The sequence below is a fragment of the Aeromicrobium sp. genome, from assembly GCF_050700635.1.
Taxonomy (GTDB): domain Bacteria; phylum Actinomycetota; class Actinomycetes; order Propionibacteriales; family Nocardioidaceae; genus Aeromicrobium.
Genome location: NZ_JBOHDT010000069.1, coordinates 1 through 17,911 on the forward strand (window position 1 = coordinate 1; position 17,911 = coordinate 17,911).

Sequence of the window (17,911 nt, forward strand, 5' to 3'; positions counted from 1 at the left end):
GTACCGGAGCGTGGCAGCTCGTTCGGCCGCTCCGCCATCGCTGACCACCCAGCGAGGAGCCTCAGCTACTGCTAAAGCCGAGCCATCCGTGCGGGACTCCGCCAGGCTGCTCCGGCACGAAGGAGACCATGTCATTGGGATCACGTTGCCGGTCGCGAGTGATCAAGATCTGGTACGCCTGCCGGCGGAGCGACCGGGATTGGGTGGGAAAGCAGATCGCCGGTACAGTAACTGGAGACCCCTTGGCGGTGTCATCTCACCCAATTCCCCCAGGGCCGGAAGGCAGCAAGGGTCAGTGACCTCTGTCGGGTGCGCGAGGGGTCCTTTCATGTCCAGGGCCGACCGGGACCGATCAAGCGATGTCGGCGAGTCCGGCGAGGATGGTCTCGAGTTGGCTGAAGGCGACGAACGGTCGGTTCATGTGGGCTTGTGACTCCACCGTTCGCTCTGAAGGCCGATGCCAGCGATGACGGCCGTGAGTACCAACATCGGTGTCGACGACGCCCAGGGTCTTCATCCGATGATGTCGTCGACAGAGGTCCCACATGTTTGGCCCGGTGGTGGCGCCGGCGGGATAGGGCTTCTGGTGGTCCTTGTCGGAGTCGAGAGCCGGCTTGTTGCAGGTCGGGAAGACGCAGGTGCCGTCGATGAGCTCCAACGCCCGCGCCAGGGGCTCGGTGGGGAACCAGCCGAGCTCGGTGACGTCGAGCACCCCGCCGAACGGGTAGGTGACGATGCGGGAGAACAGAGCTCCTGGTTGGGCAGCTATGTCGCGGATCAACGCCGGCGCCAGTGCGAACGACCCGTCGACCGCTGAGCCAGGCTCGGTGTCGAGGCCGAGCATCGACGTGACCGGGATGGTGATGCCGATGTGGAACCGTCCTCTCCCCGCGGCACCGTCCTCGCGGCCGAGCAGGCGGTCGACCAGCACGTCGGAACGGGTCTGTGCCAGTGTGCGGTCGTCGCCCTCGGCGGCCCGCTTGGCTGCGAGAGTCAGCTCACGGTCGAGGAGGACGGCGTCCTCGCCGGACATCATGGCGTGCAGCCAGGCGATGCCGTCGTCGTCGTGGTCGAAGTACACCGAGCGTCGCTCCAGATCGGCCTTGCGTCGTTCGACGACCTGGTCTGGCTCGTGCCGGGCCACGAACCGCCGCAGCCACGCCTTCAACTGGCTCGGGGTATGGGTCGACGCGTACGCGACCACTCTCTCGTCGAGAAGGGGAAGCGATTCCGGCAGCTGCAAGCGGTAGACGGCGGAAGCGATCAGTGACAGCCGCCGTCGATACGGCCGAGGCAATGTGCGACCCAGGCGTTCGGCAGGTCGTCGCGCACGGTGCGGGCCGCGTGCATCCGGTTGCGGACGGAGCCGGCCGACACGTGCAGCTCGACGGCGACCTCGTCGGCCGCGAACGACGCCGCGGACTGCGGCTCGCGAAGACCTCGGGCCACCGCATCGGAATGACGAAGATCGGACAGCTCGAGCAGGTCAGAGGATTCCTCCGCCTCCAGCTGTGCGACCAGACGACGACGCGACACGATGCGCTCCAGGAGCTGCTCATCACGCCGGTTCGCCATGTATCAAACATATGTGCGACCACTGACACAACGGTCCGGCGGTGCTGCCGTTGTTGATAGGTGGGTCCACGATGGTCGTGTGCTCGAATCGCTATCGCCACCACGCCGTCGATTCATGCTGTCGGTGCTCGCCGTCGTCGTGGCCGCCGTCGTCGCGACGATCGGCGTCGTGGTCGTGCGAGCGATCGCGGACGATCCGGTCGCCGCGCAGGACGAGCTCGGACCGGTGCTGCTGGTACCCGGGTACGGCGCCAACATGGTGGCACTTGACCCCCTCGCCGAAGCGCTCCGTGCGCAGGACCGGCAGGTCGTCACGGTTCGGCCCCCAGGCAATGGGACCGGCGACCTCCGATCTCAGGCTGAGCACCTCGGCGACGTCGCAAGGCAGACGGTCGAGCGCACCAAGGCAGGCTCCGTCGACGTCGTCGGCTTCTCGGCTGGGGGAGTGGTGGCGCGGCTGTGGGTGCGCGACGGCGACGGCAGGCAGCTGGCCCGCCGAGTGCTCACGATCGGCTCCCCGCACCACGGCACCGATGCGGCGGCGACCGCGGCCGAGTTGTCGGGCAATTGCTCGCGGGCCTGTGACCAGCTCGTCCCGGACAGTGACCTGCTGCGCGAGCTGAACGCCGGGGACGAGACGCCCGGCGGTCCGCTGTGGATCTCCATCGCCTCGACGGCGGACCAGACCGTGACGCCCACACGCACGTCCGGGCTCGACGGAGCACTCAACCTGCTCGTCCAGGACGTCTGCCCGGACAACGCCCCCATTCACGGTGCGCTGCCGCACGACCCGGTGGTGCTGGCGACCCTGACGACGGCGCTCGGGCGCGGCCGACCACTGGCGCCCACGGATGTCAGCTGTTGATGTCCTTGCTGCCGAAGTTGGCCCACGCGGCGCCCACGAACACCACGAGGTAGACCAACTGCTGCCCCACTCCCCGCAGCACGCCGTTCCAACGGATCGGGTCGCGGAACAGGTCCACGAACGCCAGCCAGTAGCGGGTCGGCAGGTACGGCTGCAGAGCATCGGCCGCGTCGAGCCCGAGCAGGACGCTGGACCCGATGAGCACCGCGACGGTGCCGAGCGCCGCCAGGATGCCGGAGTCGGTCAGCGTCGAGAACAGCAGGGCGATCGCCGCGACCCCGAGCATCATCACGGTGACGTAGCCGAGCGCGAGGCCGGTGCGCTGGATCATCTCGGCCTGGGTGAGCGTCGTGCCCGAGACGCTGTTGACGGTGCCTGTGGGGTCGCCTTCCCCGAGCAGAAGTCGGCCCTCGATGTACGCCGCTGCGGCCACGATGACCACGGCGACCAGCACGAACACGACGACGCTGACGAGCTTGGCCGCGAGCAGCCGGGTGCGGCCGACCGGTCGCACCAGCAGGTAGCGCAGCGTGCCCATCTGGGCCTCTCCGGCGATGGCATCGCCGGCGATCACGGCGACCGCCACCGGGAGGAACAGCGGCAGCACGATGCCGAGGGCCGCGAGCGGGAACAGCGTTCCGTCATTCAGGACGGCGGAGAGAAAGGGTGGCCCGGTGCCGGGTCGTGGGCCGAGGTCGGTGACGGCGAGCATCACGGCGACGATCAATGGCAGCGCGTTGAGCATCGCGATCACGATCCAGGTCCGCGGGCGTTTGAGCAGGCGAACCAGCTCGACGGTGATCAACCGTCCTCCGTCGCATGCAGCACGACGTCCTCCAGATCGTGACGCAGCGGACCGATCTGCGACACCGGGATCCCGGCGTCGACCAGCTCGGTGTTCACCGCGGAGGCGTCGTCGGCGATCACGACAATTCGTCCGTCGCTGATGCTCTCGACCCGGCGTCCGAGCAGCTCGGCAGCCCATTCGGTCTGCTGCGTGTTCACGACGACCCGGCCGGTGGGTGCCAGCAGGGTCGCGAGCTCGTCCTGCAGCACCAGACGTCCGCGCTCGAGGACGCCGATGCGGGTGCACATCTGCTCAACCTCCGCCAGCAGGTGACTGGACAAGAAGACGGTCGTGCCGCCGGCGTGCAGGGCGAGGAGGAGCTCACGGATCTCCCGGATGCCTTGGGGGTCGAGCCCGTTGGTGGGCTCGTCCAGGACCAGCAGGCGCGGCCTGCGCAGCAGCGCGGCGGCCAGGCCCAGCCGCTGACGCATGCCGAGTGAGTACGTGCGCACGGGGCGGTGGTCGGACGGGTCGAGGCCGACCTGGTCGAGCGTGTCGTCGATGCGGCGTTTTCGTCCGTCGCCGGAATGGGACGGGCCGACGGCGTCGATCGTGGCGAGGTTGGTGCGGCCGGACAGGTACGGGTACGCGCCCGGCCCTTCGACGAGTGCACCGATCTCGGGCAGCACCGTGGCGGCCGATGCCGGCATCGGGTGGCCGAGCACCTCGGCGTCGCCGGAGGTGGCGAGCACGAGTCCGAGCAGCATGCGGAGCGTCGTCGTCTTGCCGGACCCGTTGGCACCGAGGAATCCGTAGACGTCGCCCTCGCGGACGTCGAGGTCGATGTTGTCGACCGCGGTGACCGAGCCGAACCGCTTCGTGAGCGCGTGGGTGCGGATCATCGGCGCACCACACCGGTGCGCAGGTCCGCGGCTGCGTTCTGCAGCACCGCAGGTGTCACCGTTCCGCCGAGCACGAAGGTCCCCCGGTCCCGACCCCCGCGGGTGAGCAGGACGGACAGCGGGCCGACCTCCAGCGCGGTTCCCGCAGCGGTCTCCCGAGCGTTCGTCGACGTCGAGATCTGCTCGCGGACCCGGCCCGCGACGCTGCGGCGCAGCGGGATGGCGACCAGCGCGGTCGGCCCCCGGCCGTAGACCCCGACTGCACCCAGCTGGGCCGGGTCGCCCCGGCGATCGAGTTCGGCGAGCGAACCGGGCAGGTCGTACGGGGCGAACGCGTTCGCCCCGGCCGCCACGTCGAGTGAGTCCTGCGAACGGATGCGCACTCCGGGGGCCGGGGCGAAGCGCGTCACGTCCTCCGGCGGTGGCGACTTGTCGAGCCGGACGACGCGGCTCGTCACGACGGGTTGGCCCTCGTCGTCGAACACCTCGACCCGCAGGGGCAGCCCGGTCTCGGGTTCGGCCCAGACGTCGATCTGTCGAACGGTCGACAGGTCGCCGGAGGGCCGGAACCGCAGGCCGGGAGCAGCATGCCCGGCGATCCGCCGCGCGGGCAGCCGCGCGAGCTCATCGGCCGTCGCCCCGGTCAGCATGCGTGCGGCGAGCCGCGACGGCAGCAGGTCGGAGTCGTCGGGCAGCCGGACGTCGGAATACGCGGCGATGGTCGCGCGGCGTGACTCGAACACCCAGCGGATCATCCGGAAGCCGTCGCGCACGAGGTCGGTCTCGCCGGTCGACCGGATCCGGTCGACGCGCCAGTGCAGCGCGTCTCCCCACCAGACCCGCAGGGTGCTCTCCTCACCGAGCAGCCGCGCCACGCCGCCGAACGAGTCGGTGTCGGGGATCTGCAGGGTGCCCTGAGTGCGCACCTCGCCCGACCAGCCGGTTGAGTCCGACCCGCGGATCCGGTCGCGCAACGAGACGTCCGAGACGTCAGAGTCGCCTGCGGGCCAGGCCCGGACGATGATCGGGGCCACGACGACCGCGACCACCAGCGCACCGACGAGAAGCCAGCGCCGGCCGCGGGACGTCATGGCTCAACGCTACGCGCCAGGGGATGACTGAGAGGCGTGACGAGGGCGACGAGAGGTTGGCCACGCGCATGGCGACAACGACTCGCACCATTGCACCGTGACGAGAACCGCTTCTATAGTCGGTTGCGGGACGGTACCGGCCGCCCTACCAGCGCGATCGAGAGCATTCGGGGGCAGCGAAATGGCGATGCAGTCACAGTGGCATGAGATCCGCCTGAAGATCGATGACGTGGTGCAGCGGCTGAAGACCGACACGGAGTTCCAGGCGCAGATGAAGGAAGACTCCGAGGGTGCGCTGATCTCCGCCGGCCTCGGCGAAGAGGCTGCCGTCATCCTGGCCGACGACTGGCGCGGCGCGATGGGTGACGAGGTGATGGAGAAGGCTTGTCAGGTGAACGCCTCGTGTCGCTTCTCCGACAGCAGCGGTGGCGACAACTGTGGGTGGACCGCTACCTCACTGCGCTGCTCAGCCTGACCCGGGCGTGCGCACCGATCCCGAATCGCGCGAGGTCCTGGGCTCCCGCCGCAGTGCGCTTCGGGATGTGGCGGCAACGGTCGAGGACGTGTACGGCCTCGCCGTAGGGCCCGATTCAGTGTGGATTCACCTGCCGGGGAACTGCGCCGCCGATCAGGGATGGAAGCTTCACATTTCTGCAATCCTCCCCGATGCGCTGACTGTGCTGGACTCCGTGCTTCCCCTGCTCAAGCGGGAAGGTGTCTCGGCCAAGGTGGCCGGCTCCCTCGACGTTCTTGCGGAACTGAATGAAGGCTGGCGAGGTCCTAGCCAGATCGGCAAGTTCGTCACTGTCTACCCTGACTGCGATGAACAGGCGGTCGCGTTGGCCGAGATGCTCGATCGGGCAACCGCAGGATTGCGAGGGCCAGCCGTGCCGTCGGATCGATGTCTCCGCAGCGGCAGCATCGTGCACTACCGGTACGGTGCCTTCCTGGACCGGTCGCTACGGCTTCGCATTGGCCAGATCGTCTCGGCCGTCGCGACACCGGACGGCTCCACGGCTCAGGACCACCGCGACACCGTCTATCGACAGCCAGCGTGGATGACCGATCCGTTTCGTGTCGAGAGTGGGTCGTCAGAACCAGCGAGACGGCCCTTGATCGTGGCGGGTCGGTACGTCACCGCGGCGACCCTGCACCGATCGGCCCGGGGAGCCGTCTACCTTGCGGTCGACCTCCAGGACAATCGTCGCTGTGTGCTCAAGCGGGCACCAGCGCACTCTTCAGCTCGTATGGACGGGCAGGATGCTCACGACCTGTTGCGCCATGAGTTCGCCATGTTGGAACGCCTGCGGGACTGCGACGCGTTTCCGGAGCCACTGCTGCTGGTCGAGGACGACGGGGAGCTGTACCTCGCCATGGAGGACATCGCCGGGCCGTCCCTGAGTGAGGCCGCCGCCGCGCTGCCGGGAGGCGAGCGCGCCCGACACGTCGCGCTCTGGGCCGCGGGGCTGGCGAGAGCCTTGGAACAGCTGCACCGGCGGCGCATCATCCACGGTGATGTGAAACCGGCCAACATCGTCATCGATGACGCAGGCGAGGTTCGACTCCTCGACCTCGATCTGGCTTACGACCTCGACGGGACACGTGCGACGAGCGGCACCGGGTCCCTCGGTTACCGGTCGCCGGAGCGGACATTGCTCGTCCCGCCTGAACCCCTGGACGACATCTGGTCACTTGGCGCCACGATGCTGGCTGCGCTCACCGGGGTGCAGGTGCCACTGGTGCCCGACCCGTCGCTGCTTGCCGAACTACCAGAGGCCGCGTTCCCGCCCGGGACGTCGCCGGCACTTCGTGCCGCGATCACCGGATGCCTGTCGCCACCCATGAGCAGATGGCAGTCGATGGCATCCGTCGCCGCCGCGTTCGACCGTGTCGGGAGCACCACAGCCGACACCCCTCACGACGTTACGACCCAACCGCCAGCCTCCACGAGGCAGTTGTCCCTCAGGAACGCCTGCACGGCCAGCCTCGACATGGCCAGAGTGACCACGGACGGACTGTTGGCCCTCGGAGTCCGGGGTGACGATTCCGACCTGCCACCGGCCATGGAGCTCGCCGACGGAGTCACCTGGCGTTCGACGATGATCGCGACGCGGCATGGGATCTCGCCGGATCTCAATATCGGAGCTGCCGGTCCGGTCCTGGCACTTGCCGACATCGTGGCCACCACGGAAGAGCCCGCCCATGCCGAAGCGCTCGCGGCCGCGAGCGCCTCGCTTCGCGTCGCGCCTCGTCCACCCGGCTACGTGGCCCCGGGCCTGTGGGTCGGTGAGGCGGGACGGGGTGCAGCGCTGTTGCGAGCAGGCCAGGTGCTGCACGATCGCGCGCTGATCTCCGCTGCAGCCGACGTCGGACGAGAGGTGGCAACACTGCCCCACGAGTCTCCTGATTTCTACAACGGCAGCGCTGGACGACTCCTCTTCCATCTGCTTCTCCTGGATGAGACCGGCGACGACGAGCACCGTGTGGCCGCCCTCGACGCCGGCCGGTCGATCGAGGGCCTCGCCAGGCGTGACGACGGCCTCACCCGGTGGGTGTTCCCTGATGGCTTCGACCTGCTCAGCGGCGACTCGCGCACCTTGGGGTACGCCCACGGAGCGGCAGGCATCGCCGACAGCCTCCTCGACCTTGCCGACGTCGACGGTGATCCGTCGTGGCTTGATCTTGCCGGCGGTGCCGTTCGCACTCTGGCATCTGAGGCTGTGAGGGTGCCGAACGGCTTGGCGTGGCCCCGGGTCGATGGTGGCGAGTTGATCCGGCCAGCGTGGTGCCATGGGGCCGCGGGGATCGGACGGTTTCTTCTGCGTGCCGCCAGGGTCGGCATACCCGACGCCGAGAGACTCGCCCTGGGGGCCGCGTCTGCCACAGCCACCGCAGCTCATGGTGGCCTCGCCGGTCAGTGCCACGGACTGTCCGGCGCCATTGAGTTCCTGCTCGACGCCTATCAAATGAACGCCGACCCTGCCTACCTCGAGGCCGCTCGCCAGCTCGAGTCCACCATGGCCGTCTACTCCTTCGTCAGTGACGGTCACCTCCAGTGGATCGGGGAACTGCCCGACCGCGGGTCCCACGAGTACGCCGTTGGCTCGTCGGGGATCATCCCGTGCCTGCTGCGCCTCGCCGAGCCCGAGGGCCGGCCCACCCAGCTGAGCCGAGCAGGTTTTCGCTGGCCAGCTCACCGTTGAATGACCATCCGGCCCCGCCTCCGGACGACCTCAGGGAAGCGTGTTGAGAACCGTGTGGTCGCCGAGCGATCCCGCCAGCACACGGAGCTGCTCGGCCCCGTCGCCGAGCCAGTGGTCGATCGCGGTGAGGCGGCTCATGTAGTGGCCGACGGAGTACTCGGCCGTCATGCCGATGCCGCCGTGCAGCTGGATGGCCTCCTCGCCGATGTGGCGTGAGGCGGTGGAGACCTGCAGCTTGGCGCGCGCAGCGGCCTCGCGGGCACGGCTCGGCTCGTCGAGAAGCACCAGCGTCGCCCACATCACCGTGCTGCGGACGAGCTCCATCGACACGTACAGATCGGCCGCGCGGAACGTCAGCGCCTGGAACGTGCTGAGCGTGACGCCGAACTGCTTGCGGGTCTTCAGGTAGTCGACCGTGATCTTGAGCGCAGTGTCCATCGCGCCGAGCGCCTCGTGGCAGTACGCCACCTGTGCGCGCGCCACCACGTTGTCGATGAGTGATGCCTGGTCGGTCGACACGTCCCCGAGTGGCGTCGCCGGCGTGCCGTCGAAGGCTACGTGCGCGGCTCGCCCGCCCTCGAAGGTCCGGTATCCGGTGCGGGTCAGGCCGGCGGCGTCGCCCTCGACGAGGAACAGACCTGTGCCGGCGTCGGTCGCAGCGCTGACGACGAGGGCGTCGGCCCGGGCACCGTGCAGCACCGGCTCCTTGACGCCGGTCAGCGCCCAGGCATCCTCGTCCTGCTTCGCTGCGACGTCTCCGCCGGACGTGCTCCAGCGCGCGCCGGGCTCGGCCAGCGAGGCACCCAGGACCAGGTCGCCCTCGGCCACCCGGCCCAGCACGTCGGCACGCTGATCGTCCGTGCCTGCAGCTGCCACGAGGCCGCCAGCCAGCACGACGACCTCGATGAACGGCTCAGGCGCGATGACGCGGCCCATCTCCTCGGCCACGATCGACACCTCGACCGGCCCGGCGCCCATGCCGCCGTCGGCCTCGGCGAAGGGCAGCCCGAGAACGCCCATCTCGGCCAGCTGTCCCCAGGTCTTCTCGCCGAACCCGGGATTATCTCCCACGACGGCGCGACGCGTCTCGGAGGTGTCGTACGCCTTGCCCAGCAGGCCGCGCACGGCATCGCGCAGGGCCTCTTGCTCGGCATCGAGTGCGAAGTCCATGACCTACCTCAGTCCCAGGATCGTGCCGGCGATGATCTGACGCTGCACCTCGTTGGAGCCGCCGTAGATGGAGGCCTTGCGGAGGTTGAGGTACTTGGGTGCGGTGACGCGCACCCAGTCGGGCACGTCGCTTCCGTCGCTGGCGCCCGACGCCAGCGAGAGCGGTCCGCCGAGGTCGAGGAAGAGGGAGGTGGCGGCTTGCTGCAGCTCCGATCCGCGCAGCTTCAGCACCGACGACGCAGGGTGCGGTTTCCCCTCCACGGAATGGGCGACGACGCGCAACGCGGTGAGCTCCAGTGCCATCAGCTCGTTCTCCAGCTCGACGACGCGGGCGGCGACCAGCGGGTCGTCGAGGAGCGACGAGCCGTCCGGGCCGGCTGTCTTGGCCTGCTCCTTGGCCTGGGCGACCAGGCGCTTGATGAGCCCGACCGGGGCGACGCCGACGCGCTCGTTGCCGAGCAGGAACTTGGCGTAGTCCCAGCCCTTGTTCTCCTCGCCGACGAGGTTCTCGGCGGGCACGCGGACGTCCTCGAAGAACACCTCGTTCACCTCGTGGCCGCCGTCGATCAGCTCGATCGGCCGTACGGTGACGCCCGGGGTGGTCATGTCGATGAGCAGCATCGAGATGCCAGCCTGCTTCTTGACCTCGGGGTCGGTGCGGACGAGCGTGAAGATCCAGTCGCCGTACTGACCGAGGGTCGTCCAGGTCTTCTGCCCGTTGACGATGTACTCCTCGCCGTCGCGCACGGCTGCGCAGCGAAGCGAGGCGAGATCCGACCCGGCGTCGGGCTCGGAGAAGCCCTGGGACCACCAGATGTCGAGGTTGGCGGTGGCCGGCAGGAACCGTTCCTTCATCTCCTGTGAGCCGAACGCCGCGATGACCGGACCGATCATCCCCGCGTTGAACGCCAGCGGCGGTGGCACGCACGCGAGCTGCATCTCGACGCTCCAGATGTGCCGGCGCAACGGGCTCCAGTCCTGTCCGCCCCACTCGACCGGCCAGCCCGGCACGGCGAGACCGCCGGCGTTGAGCGCCTGCATAGACCTGACCATCTGGTCCTTGCTCAGCTCGCGGCGCGCGCCGAGGGTGTCGCGGATGTCTTGGGGGACCTTCGTCCTGAAGTAGGTGTGCATCTCCTCGCGGAAGGCGACATCCTCGTCCGTCAGGTGCAGTCTCATGCGCACATGATGTCAGTCGTGCTGGAGCTTGAGTGGTGCCAGGGTGCCGAGCGACTCGGCGACCACGACGGCGTCGTCGCCCTGGGCCAGCCGGAACTCGGTCGGCGGGTTCACGTACGCGATCCCGTCGCGGTTGACGCCCAGCAGGGTGGCCTTGTGGTCGCTGCGCAGCCGCACCGACAGCTCGTCGAGCGTCAGGCCGATGCACGAATCGGGGATCGAGACGCGGTACAGCTCCGAGCCCTTGCCGCCGGACACGATGTCGGTGACAATCTCGGCGAGCCCCGGGTAGAGGGACGCCCGGGCCAGCAGCCGCGACGCGATGCGCGATGTCACCACGATCTCGTCGGCGTCGGCGCGATGGAAGTGCTCGACGTGCGCGGGGTTGTTGACCTCGACGACGGTGCGCACCTGGGGGGCGATGGCCTCGATCGCCATGCAGCACAGGATCGAGCGCATGTCGGCGTCGTTGCTGGCGTCGCCCGGGCAGATGATGGCGGCCATCGCCTCCTCGATCCCGGCCCGCCGCAGGTCCTCGGCATCGGTGATGTCGCCGTTCACGAAGTACACGCCGCTCCCGGCCGGATTCTTCTCTGACTCGTGCACGACGACGATTCTGGTGGTGTACTCGTCGGTCCCGAGCTCGGCGATCAGCTCTCGCGCGGTCGCGTTCCACCCGCAGACGACGATGTGGTCCTTGTATCCGGAAGCACCCATGCCTTGGCCCTCCTTGAGGAGAAAGTCGATGAGGAAACCGACGAGAGCGCCGGTGATGGAGGCGACGATCGCGACGCCGAACAGCACGAGCAGCCAGCTGATGATGAAGCCGGCCGGCGTCGTGACGTACGAGGGGTCACCCGAGCCCATGACGGTGGTGACGGCCCAGTAGAAGCTCGTGCCGACCTTGGCGAGGAAGCCGCCAACGCTGTCACGAGGTCCTTCGGACACCGCCACCAGCAGCGAGGCGAGCAGGACGATCGCCCCGAGGCCCAGCAGGAGGCGCAGGAAGAACTTGCGGTCGGCGCCACCGGTGATCCGCCGGAAGTGGAACCCGATGCGGGCGAACAGGGGCGCGGCGACAACGGCCCCGATGCGACGCGCGAGCCGGCCCTTCATCGTTCCTCCTGCGGGACGGCGACCCTCCGCCGTCCCGCCGATCATTCCACCGGTTCCCGGTTCAGCGCAGCGGTTTCGCCCCGTTCACCTGCGCCGACGCAGGGGCCGCCTGGCTCGCATCGGCCCGACCAGACGTGGTCCGGAGAGCCGCTTCTCGAGGCGTCGTGCCTCGCGCTGCAGCGGCTGGGCGACGTACTGGCCGAGGATGACGCCGGCGCTGAGCAGGACGGCGACTGCCACAGCGGTGATCATCGAGATGACGCCGGTGAAGTTCTCCTCCGCGAGCAGCGACAGAGACGTGTAGATCGACAGGCCGGGCAGCAGCGGCACGATGCTCGACACGACGATGACGAACGACGGCACGCGCAGGCGTCCGGCCACCCCGTAGCTGACGAGGCCGATCAAGAAGGCGGCGATGCCCGCTGCGGCAGCGCGGTCGACCTGGTTCTCGGTGAGCGCGAAGGAGACCCCGCCGCCGAGACCGCCGATGACCGCGATCGGCGCGAGGATGCGCGCGGGCGAGTAGGCCGAGAAGGCGAAGCCCGCGGCCGTCAGAGCCGAGCCGATGATCACGCCCGGCAGGTAGGAGAGCCCGGAGGAGACGTTGGCGTTCAGCAGGACGTCGACCCCCATCCACCGTCCGAGGCCGAGTCCGCCGCTGACGCCGACGATGATGCCCATGGTCGCGATCAGCACTTCGAGCATGCGAGCGTTGGCGGTGACGGGGAACCCGGTGAGCGCGTCCTGGAATGCGCCGATGAATCCGAGTCCGGCCAGCAGCATGATGATGCTTGCGGTGACCACGAGCGACGGGTCGACGGGGATGTCGGTGGCCGCGATTCCCACGGCGAAGGTCGTGGCGAGCAGCCCCCCGGCGACCTGCGAGTAGAAGAACGGCAGCCGAAGGCGGGCGAGCCGTCGTTGGAGCATCTCGAGGGCGGCGCCGGAGACCGCCGCGATGAGCAGCACGATCCAGTCTCCGCCGAGCAGCAGGGCGACACCGGCGCCGATCACTCCCCAGCTCACCGTCACGGCCCATCGCGGTGTCGGGTGGCCGGACGACGACATCCGCAGGACCTGCGTCGTCGCCTCCTCCCGGGTGATCTCGTCGTCCAGCAGGCTGGACACGAGGTGGTCGACGGCGGTGAGGTCGGCGTAGTCGTCCTCGCGGTACGTGACCTGGCGGCGCATGGCCACCACGGGTTCGTCGATGCCGCCTTGGTGGGTCATGACGAGGCTGGTGAAGGTGACGTCGACCAGCGCATGCCGCAGCCCGAGGTGATGGGCGATCGACGACATGGTGGCCGTGACGTCCGCCGCGCCGGCGCCGTTCGACAACAACATCTCGCCCACGCGCAGGGCGAGGTCGAGGGTCCGTTGGGCGTCGTTGTTCTGGTCCACGCGATCCATTCTGGAGCCGCGGTCAAGCGCAGGCGTCACCCGCTCGTATGCTGCGTACATGGCTGACTGGAAGCCCGACGTGCTCGGCGACGACTACGAGCAGCAGGTTCTCGAGCTCGGCGACGACCCCGACGGTCAGGGCGAGATCGTGGCCACTCTGGTGCGGCGGAAGGCACCGGCGAATCCAGAGCGCGCTGTCCTGTACGTGCACGGCTTCACCGACTACTTCTTCCAGAAGGCCCTCGCGGACTTCTTCGCCGACCGCGGGTTCGCGTTCTACGCCCTCGACCTGCGCAAGTGCGGACGCTCTCGCCGTCCCGACCAGACGGCGCACTACGTCTCCGACCTCGAGCTCTACGACGCCGAGCTGAACCGCGCCCTTGCCGCCGTACGTCACGAGACCGGCGACGCCCCGGTGCTGCTCGCCGGCCACTCCACCGGAGGTCTGATCCTTCCGCTCTGGCTCCATCGCCTGAACCAGGGCCCCGGCGGCTCACCAGGGGCGGGCATCAGCGGCCTGGTGCTCAACAGCCCGTTCTTCGACCTGCAGGGCAAGCCGTGGATGCGTGGTGGCGGCACCCAGCTGATCCGTCTGATGGCGAAGATCCGGCCGTTCGAGCTGCTGAAGTTCCCGCCGTCCGACGCCTATGGCAGCAGCCTGCACTCCAGCGCCCACGGCAAGTGGGACTACGACCTGGAATGGAAGCCGGTCGGCGGCTTCCCGATCACCTACGGCTGGCTGAACGCCATCCGCCGCGGCCACCCGCGCCTGCACCTGGGACTCGATGTCGGGGTGCCGTCGCTGGTGCTCCGGTCGGCCCGCAGCCGGTCGGCGGCCACCTGGTCACCCGAGATCGACGATCTCGACGCCGTGCTCGACTCGCGTCAGATCGCCCGCTGGGCCGGTTGCCTCGGCGATGCGGTCACGTCGGTGCCGGTCAAGGGCGCGCGCCACGACGTCTTCCTGTCCAAGGACGAGCCGCGAGCCGAGGTGTACCGGCTCCTCGACCGCTGGCTGCACGACCACCAGCTCGTCAGCTCCTAGGTGGCTGCATGACACATGCCGGGCGACATTGTGTGCCGTTCGACCATGTCCACTTGCGTCGGGGATGCCTAGTGTCTTGAGGTGACGAGCGGCGACGCACCGCTCCCCGGGGGAAGAGGTTCTGCCATGCGTTTCTCGAAAGTGCTGTGCGCCCTGATCGTTGCCACGCCGCTCCTCGTGACTCTGGGGCTGGGAGCAGCGCCGGCCTCCGCGGCGGAGTGCCCGGAACTGTCGGGGATCGACGTCCCGGGTGCCGCGATGCAGAAGCAGGCGTGCCTGTCCGACCTCACGACCGCGGGCACGACCGAGAGCGGCCACACGAACACTCAGGACTGGTCGGGGCTCCACGCCGACGGCACCGAGAACCCAACCGGGGTGCCGGGTGCGCAGATCGACGGCTACTTCCCCGACACATCACGAACCAACACCAACAACGGCTGGTTGCACGACTCGCAGTTCGTGATCCGGCTGCCGAAGGACTGGAACGGCAAGCTGGTGGTCAGCGGTGCGCCGGGGGTGCGGGGGCAGTACGCCAACGACTTCATCATCGGCGACTGGGTGCTGGATCGCGGCTATGCGTTCGCCTCGACGGACAAGGGCAACACCGGCGTGGGCTTCTACCGCGACGGAGGTGCTCCAGGTGACGCGATCGCGGAGTGGCACACCCGGGTCACCGAGCTGACGAAGGCCACGAAGCAGGTCGTGGCGGAGTACTACGGGAAGCCTGCACGCCGCACCTACATGACCGGGATCTCGAACGGCGGCTACCTGACCAGGTGGGCGCTGGAGAACCGCCCCGACCTTTACGACGGCGGCGTCGACTGGGAGGGCACGCTCTTCCGCGCCGAGGGGCCGAACCTCTTCACCTACCTGCCCGATGCCTTGAAGCACTACCCCACCTATGCGGCGACCGGCGACAAGGCAGCCCGCGATGCGATCATCGCCGCCGGATTTCCCGCGGACTCGGAGTTCCTGTGGCAGTACCACTACGCGGTCTACTGGGACCTCACCCAACGGATCTATCGTGAGGAGTTCGACCCCGACTACGACGGTCCGCTCGATGCGGGCGTGCCGTTCTGCCAGTCCGGGACACCGTCGTGCGACGCTGACTACGACTACCTCGCCCGACCGGAGCGCGTGCGCGAGGCCGTTGGTCGCGTCTCCAACACCGGGAAGATCGGCCGGCCGATGATCACTCTGCACGGCACCCTGGACACGCTGTTGCCGATCAGCACGGACTCCGACGTCTATCGGGAACTGGTCGAGGACACCGGTCAGGCTCGCAGCCACCGCTACTACGTGGTCGAGGACGGCAACCACGTGGACGGGTTGTACGACGACCACCCGGACCGGCTTCGGCCGATTCTGCCGTGCTACCGCACCGCGTTCGTGGCGATGGAGCGTTGGGTCGAGAAGCGCCGGCAACCTGCCCAGAACGGCACGATCGCCAATCCCGGATCCGGTGACATCGTCAACTCCTGCGCGCTGCCGCGCTGAGCGCGGACTCGCCGCCGGGTTGCACCTCGAAGTGCGAGACGGTGGTCTCCCGGTCGAACAGGAACTCGTCGTCCTCGGGGTAGTACTTCGCCTTCTCGATGTCGTCGCCGGCGAACGCCCGGATGACGTCGAGGTCGTCCCACCAGCTGAGGGTGATCAGCTCGGTGCGACCGTCGCCGAGGTCTCGGGTCAGCAGCTGGGCGCCCTGGTTGCCGGGCGTGGCCCGGTACTCCGACATCCCGGTGCCCTCGACGATGTCGACGTACTCGGCGAGCCGGTCGGTGTGCACCCAACCCCGCCACATGCGCGCGATCATCGTGTCTCCTTCGTCGGTTTATCGATGGTCACGTCGGCGACGGTGATCAGACGTGGCCGGTGGTGCACGCCGTCCTCGACCTTGCCCGAGGCCCACCACATCCGGAGTCCGTGCGGCAAGACCTCCAAGGTGGCGAGGTTGTTGTCGAACCAGGGGCCCCGCAGGAGCTTCCAGCGCAGCGGTGCCGTGGGCACCTTCGCAGACTTGACCATCAGGCGTCCGATCGGTCCCGCGATCCAGTACGCCGCGAGCCTCGCGCCGATGCGCTCACCGGTCGGGAGCTGGTTGCGGATCGGGGAGCACACGGCCTGGATGATCCGGCTCTGCTGTCGGGGACGCCTGCGGGCCGCCTTCCTCGGCGACCGCGCTTCGGAGACATAGCTGTGGTGGACGTCGCCGGACAGGAACGTGACCGTCTCGGGGGCCCGGCCGCGTTCTCCTCTCGCCACCTCGAGCACCATGTCGCTGACCTTGTGGAAGCCGTCCTGGAAGGCGGCCCAGTGCTCGAGGTCGATGCCCTGACGCATCCGCTCCCCGATGTCCGTCCACCGCTGACCCCAGGCTCCTTCGGCCAGCGCCTCGGTGAACGCCTCGACGTAGTGCAGCCCGGGAGTGAGCAGGAATGGCAGGGAGGTGCCGATCAGCAGGTGGTCGACGTCCCCGCGCAGCTGCTCGTCGAGCCAGGCCATCTCGGAGTCGTCGAGCATGGACCGGTTCTCCGTGTCCAGCACGCGAGCGGCGCGCGAGTCGATGACGACGAGGCGGGCCTGGCTGCCGAGATCGTGGGTGAAGCTCCACCGGTACGACTCCGGCTCCTGGTCGGCGCGGTCGGCGAACTCGTCGAGCAGATCGGTAGCGTCGAACTCGTCGGCACCGTCATGGGAGTTGATGCGCTGCCAGATGTCGTCCTGCTCGCGCTCCTCGGGAGCCAGGTTGCCCAGGTGCTGATAGACCCAGTACGACGCCAGACCCGACACGATCCGGCCGTGCCACCAGGTCGTGGCCTCCATCTCCTGCTTCCACGCCAGCGAGGTGTTCCAGTCGTCACGAATGTCGTGGTCGTCGAAGATCATCGCGCTCGGCACGGTCGACAGCAGCCACCGGTTGACTGGGTCGCTCCACGCCACCTTGTAGAGCTGGGCGTACTCGGCGTAGTCCTTCAGCTCCGCCCACGGTGGCTCCCGCACGTCGCGCCGTGCCTCGATGAACGTCTGCATCTCGGTGGACGTTTCGTCGGCGTACACCTGGTCGCCGAGGAAGAGGACGAAGTCCGGCCACCGCATTCCCGGACCGGGGTCGGGATCTCCCTCGTGGTCGGTGTCGGTGACCCCGGACATCCGGAGGGCATAGGCCCGCAGCGAGTCGACGCCGTGGAGCTTGTTGCCGGCGCTGTCGTGGGAGACCGACGTGCGGCACGACCCGAACGCCATCCGGAGGGGCTTCTCGTGGTCGAAGGTCGCGATCACGGAATCGGGGTAGATCGAGGGCTCGAGCGGCCAGACCAGCTCGCCGTCGGACTCCACCTGGTAGGGCGTCTTGGTGCCCTTCTCGAGGCCGTCCAGGGTGATCAGGGCGTAGTGATGACCGTGGACGCGGAAGGTCCGTGCGGACGCCTGGTGCTCTCCGGCCGTGACCGTGACTTCGGCGGGATCGGCGGTCTCGACCCAGATCGCGGCCGTGTGCTCGCCGACGTGGCGAAGGAGCGGCCCGAGCACGAGGTCTGTCATGGCGTCACCTTCGCACAGGAGGAGGGTCCACCACAGG

At 68.6% G+C, this 17,911-nt stretch carries 16 protein-coding genes and 1 other RNA gene; 6 read left to right on the forward strand and 11 right to left on the reverse strand.

Annotation, left to right across the window (positions count from 1 at the left end):
* Positions 1-233 precede the first annotated feature (233 nt).
* Positions 234-329: signal recognition particle sRNA small type (gene ffs, locus ACRDPN_RS05060), an RNA gene on the forward strand.
* A 23-nt stretch (positions 330-352) separates the two neighbouring features.
* On the opposite strand, the gene ACRDPN_RS05065 is transcribed toward ffs, so the two are convergent.
* Both ACRDPN_RS05065 and ACRDPN_RS05070 read right to left on the reverse strand, forming a co-directional pair.
* A complete protein-coding gene (locus ACRDPN_RS05065; RefSeq protein WP_431446280.1) occupies positions 353-1,297 on the reverse strand; it encodes a DUF222 domain-containing protein in 945 nt (314 codons plus the stop codon).
* The gene (locus ACRDPN_RS05070; RefSeq protein WP_431446281.1) at positions 1,264-1,575 is read right to left on the reverse strand and encodes a hypothetical protein; all 312 of its coding nucleotides are present in this window, start codon (positions 1,573-1,575) and stop codon (positions 1,264-1,266) included. Before ACRDPN_RS05070 ends, ACRDPN_RS05065 begins: the two co-directional genes overlap by 34 nt.
* A 115-nt stretch (positions 1,576-1,690) precedes the next feature.
* Between ACRDPN_RS05070 and ACRDPN_RS05075 the strand changes: the two genes are divergently transcribed.
* Positions 1,691-2,440, forward strand: coding sequence for an esterase/lipase family protein (locus ACRDPN_RS05075; protein ID WP_431446282.1), 750 nt, complete (start codon positions 1,691-1,693; stop codon positions 2,438-2,440).
* Here ACRDPN_RS05075 and ACRDPN_RS05080 read toward each other — a convergent pair.
* From ACRDPN_RS05080 to ACRDPN_RS05090, 3 genes are read right to left on the reverse strand one after another with little or no spacing between them, the layout of a single operon-like run.
* Positions 2,430-3,245, reverse strand: coding sequence for an ABC transporter permease (locus tag ACRDPN_RS05080; RefSeq protein WP_431446283.1), 816 nt, complete (start codon positions 3,243-3,245; stop codon positions 2,430-2,432). The genes ACRDPN_RS05075 and ACRDPN_RS05080 overlap by 11 nt on opposite strands.
* Positions 3,242-4,129 (reverse strand): ABC transporter ATP-binding protein, encoded by an 888-nt coding sequence (locus tag ACRDPN_RS05085; RefSeq protein ID WP_431446284.1) that lies wholly within the window; start codon positions 4,127-4,129, stop codon positions 3,242-3,244. The genes ACRDPN_RS05080 and ACRDPN_RS05085 overlap by 4 nt, the downstream gene beginning before the upstream one ends.
* Positions 4,126-5,220 carry a sigma-E factor regulatory protein RseB domain-containing protein gene (locus tag ACRDPN_RS05090; protein ID WP_431446285.1) on the reverse strand — a complete coding sequence of 365 codons (1,095 nt, stop codon included), beginning with the start codon at positions 5,218-5,220 and terminating at the stop codon, positions 4,126-4,128. The genes ACRDPN_RS05085 and ACRDPN_RS05090 overlap by 4 nt, the downstream gene beginning before the upstream one ends.
* 97 nt (positions 5,221-5,317) lie before the next feature.
* On the opposite strand from ACRDPN_RS05090, the gene ACRDPN_RS05095 reads away from it, so the two are divergent.
* A complete protein-coding gene (locus ACRDPN_RS05095) occupies positions 5,318-5,695 on the forward strand; it encodes a hypothetical protein (protein ID WP_431446286.1) in 378 nt (125 codons plus the stop codon).
* A gap of 7 nt (positions 5,696-5,702) precedes the next feature.
* Positions 5,703-8,423 carry a lanthionine synthetase LanC family protein gene (locus ACRDPN_RS05100; RefSeq protein WP_431446287.1) on the forward strand — a complete coding sequence of 907 codons (2,721 nt, stop codon included), beginning with the start codon at positions 5,703-5,705 and terminating at the stop codon, positions 8,421-8,423.
* Between the two features lie 30 nt (positions 8,424-8,453).
* Here the strand turns inward: ACRDPN_RS05100 and ACRDPN_RS05105 are convergent, their stop codons facing one another.
* The 4 genes from ACRDPN_RS05105 to ACRDPN_RS05120 form a co-directional block, all read right to left on the reverse strand.
* Positions 8,454-9,593, reverse strand: coding sequence for an acyl-CoA dehydrogenase family protein (locus ACRDPN_RS05105; protein ID WP_431446288.1), 1,140 nt, complete (start codon positions 9,591-9,593; stop codon positions 8,454-8,456).
* Between the two features lie 3 nt (positions 9,594-9,596).
* Entirely contained in the window at positions 9,597-10,772 is a 1,176-nt protein-coding gene (locus ACRDPN_RS05110) for an acyl-CoA dehydrogenase family protein (protein ID WP_431446289.1), read from the reverse strand.
* A 12-nt stretch (positions 10,773-10,784) separates the two neighbouring features.
* Positions 10,785-11,888, reverse strand: coding sequence for a potassium channel family protein (locus ACRDPN_RS05115; RefSeq protein ID WP_431446290.1), 1,104 nt, complete (start codon positions 11,886-11,888; stop codon positions 10,785-10,787).
* Positions 11,889-11,972: 84 nt separating this feature from the next.
* A complete protein-coding gene (locus ACRDPN_RS05120) occupies positions 11,973-13,298 on the reverse strand; it encodes a threonine/serine ThrE exporter family protein (RefSeq protein WP_431446291.1) in 1,326 nt (441 codons plus the stop codon).
* Positions 13,299-13,347: 49 nt separating this feature from the next.
* Between ACRDPN_RS05120 and ACRDPN_RS05125 the strand changes: the two genes are divergently transcribed.
* Together ACRDPN_RS05125 and ACRDPN_RS05130 are read left to right on the forward strand one after the other, a co-directional pair.
* Positions 13,348-14,334, forward strand: a complete 987-nt coding sequence (locus tag ACRDPN_RS05125) for an alpha/beta hydrolase (protein WP_431446292.1) — start codon at positions 13,348-13,350, stop codon at positions 14,332-14,334.
* 126 nt (positions 14,335-14,460) lie between these two features.
* Positions 14,461-15,831: a tannase/feruloyl esterase family alpha/beta hydrolase gene (locus ACRDPN_RS05130; protein ID WP_431446293.1), complete on the forward strand. Its 1,371-nt coding sequence runs from the start codon at positions 14,461-14,463 to the stop codon at positions 15,829-15,831.
* On the opposite strand, the gene ACRDPN_RS05135 is transcribed toward ACRDPN_RS05130, so the two are convergent.
* Together ACRDPN_RS05135 and ACRDPN_RS05140 are read right to left on the reverse strand one after the other, a co-directional pair.
* Complete coding sequence (locus tag ACRDPN_RS05135; RefSeq protein ID WP_431446294.1) at positions 15,806-16,147, reverse strand: antibiotic biosynthesis monooxygenase family protein; 342 nt, start codon at positions 16,145-16,147, stop codon at positions 15,806-15,808. The two genes, ACRDPN_RS05130 and ACRDPN_RS05135, sit on opposite strands and share 26 nt — an antisense overlap.
* Positions 16,144-17,874 carry an alkaline phosphatase D family protein gene (locus ACRDPN_RS05140; protein WP_431446295.1) on the reverse strand — a complete coding sequence of 577 codons (1,731 nt, stop codon included), beginning with the start codon at positions 17,872-17,874 and terminating at the stop codon, positions 16,144-16,146. The genes ACRDPN_RS05135 and ACRDPN_RS05140 overlap by 4 nt, the downstream gene beginning before the upstream one ends.
* Positions 17,875-17,911 lie beyond the last annotated feature (37 nt).

Coding starts and splice junctions, on each gene's coding strand:
- ACRDPN_RS05070 (WP_431446281.1), bottom strand. CDS start 1,575: ATGGCGAACCGGCGTGATGAGCAGCTCCTGGAGCGCATCGTGTCGCGT.
- ACRDPN_RS05075 (WP_431446282.1), top strand. CDS start 1,691: ATGCTGTCGGTGCTCGCCGTCGTCGTGGCCGCCGTCGTCGCGACGATC.
- ACRDPN_RS05085 (WP_431446284.1), bottom strand. CDS start 4,129: ATGATCCGCACCCACGCGCTCACGAAGCGGTTCGGCTCGGTCACCGCG.
- ACRDPN_RS05090 (WP_431446285.1), bottom strand. CDS start 5,220: ATGACGTCCCGCGGCCGGCGCTGGCTTCTCGTCGGTGCGCTGGTGGTC.
- ACRDPN_RS05105 (WP_431446288.1), bottom strand. CDS start 9,593: ATGGACTTCGCACTCGATGCCGAGCAAGAGGCCCTGCGCGATGCCGTG.
- ACRDPN_RS05110 (WP_431446289.1), bottom strand. CDS start 10,772: ATGAGACTGCACCTGACGGACGAGGATGTCGCCTTCCGCGAGGAGATG.
- ACRDPN_RS05115 (WP_431446290.1), bottom strand. CDS start 11,888: ATGAAGGGCCGGCTCGCGCGTCGCATCGGGGCCGTTGTCGCCGCGCCC.
- ACRDPN_RS05120 (WP_431446291.1), bottom strand. CDS start 13,298: ATGGATCGCGTGGACCAGAACAACGACGCCCAACGGACCCTCGACCTC.
- ACRDPN_RS05125 (WP_431446292.1), top strand. CDS start 13,348: ATGGCTGACTGGAAGCCCGACGTGCTCGGCGACGACTACGAGCAGCAG.
- ACRDPN_RS05130 (WP_431446293.1), top strand. CDS start 14,461: ATGCGTTTCTCGAAAGTGCTGTGCGCCCTGATCGTTGCCACGCCGCTC.
- ACRDPN_RS05135 (WP_431446294.1), bottom strand. CDS start 16,147: ATGATCGCGCGCATGTGGCGGGGTTGGGTGCACACCGACCGGCTCGCC.
- ACRDPN_RS05140 (WP_431446295.1), bottom strand. CDS start 17,874: ATGACAGACCTCGTGCTCGGGCCGCTCCTTCGCCACGTCGGCGAGCAC.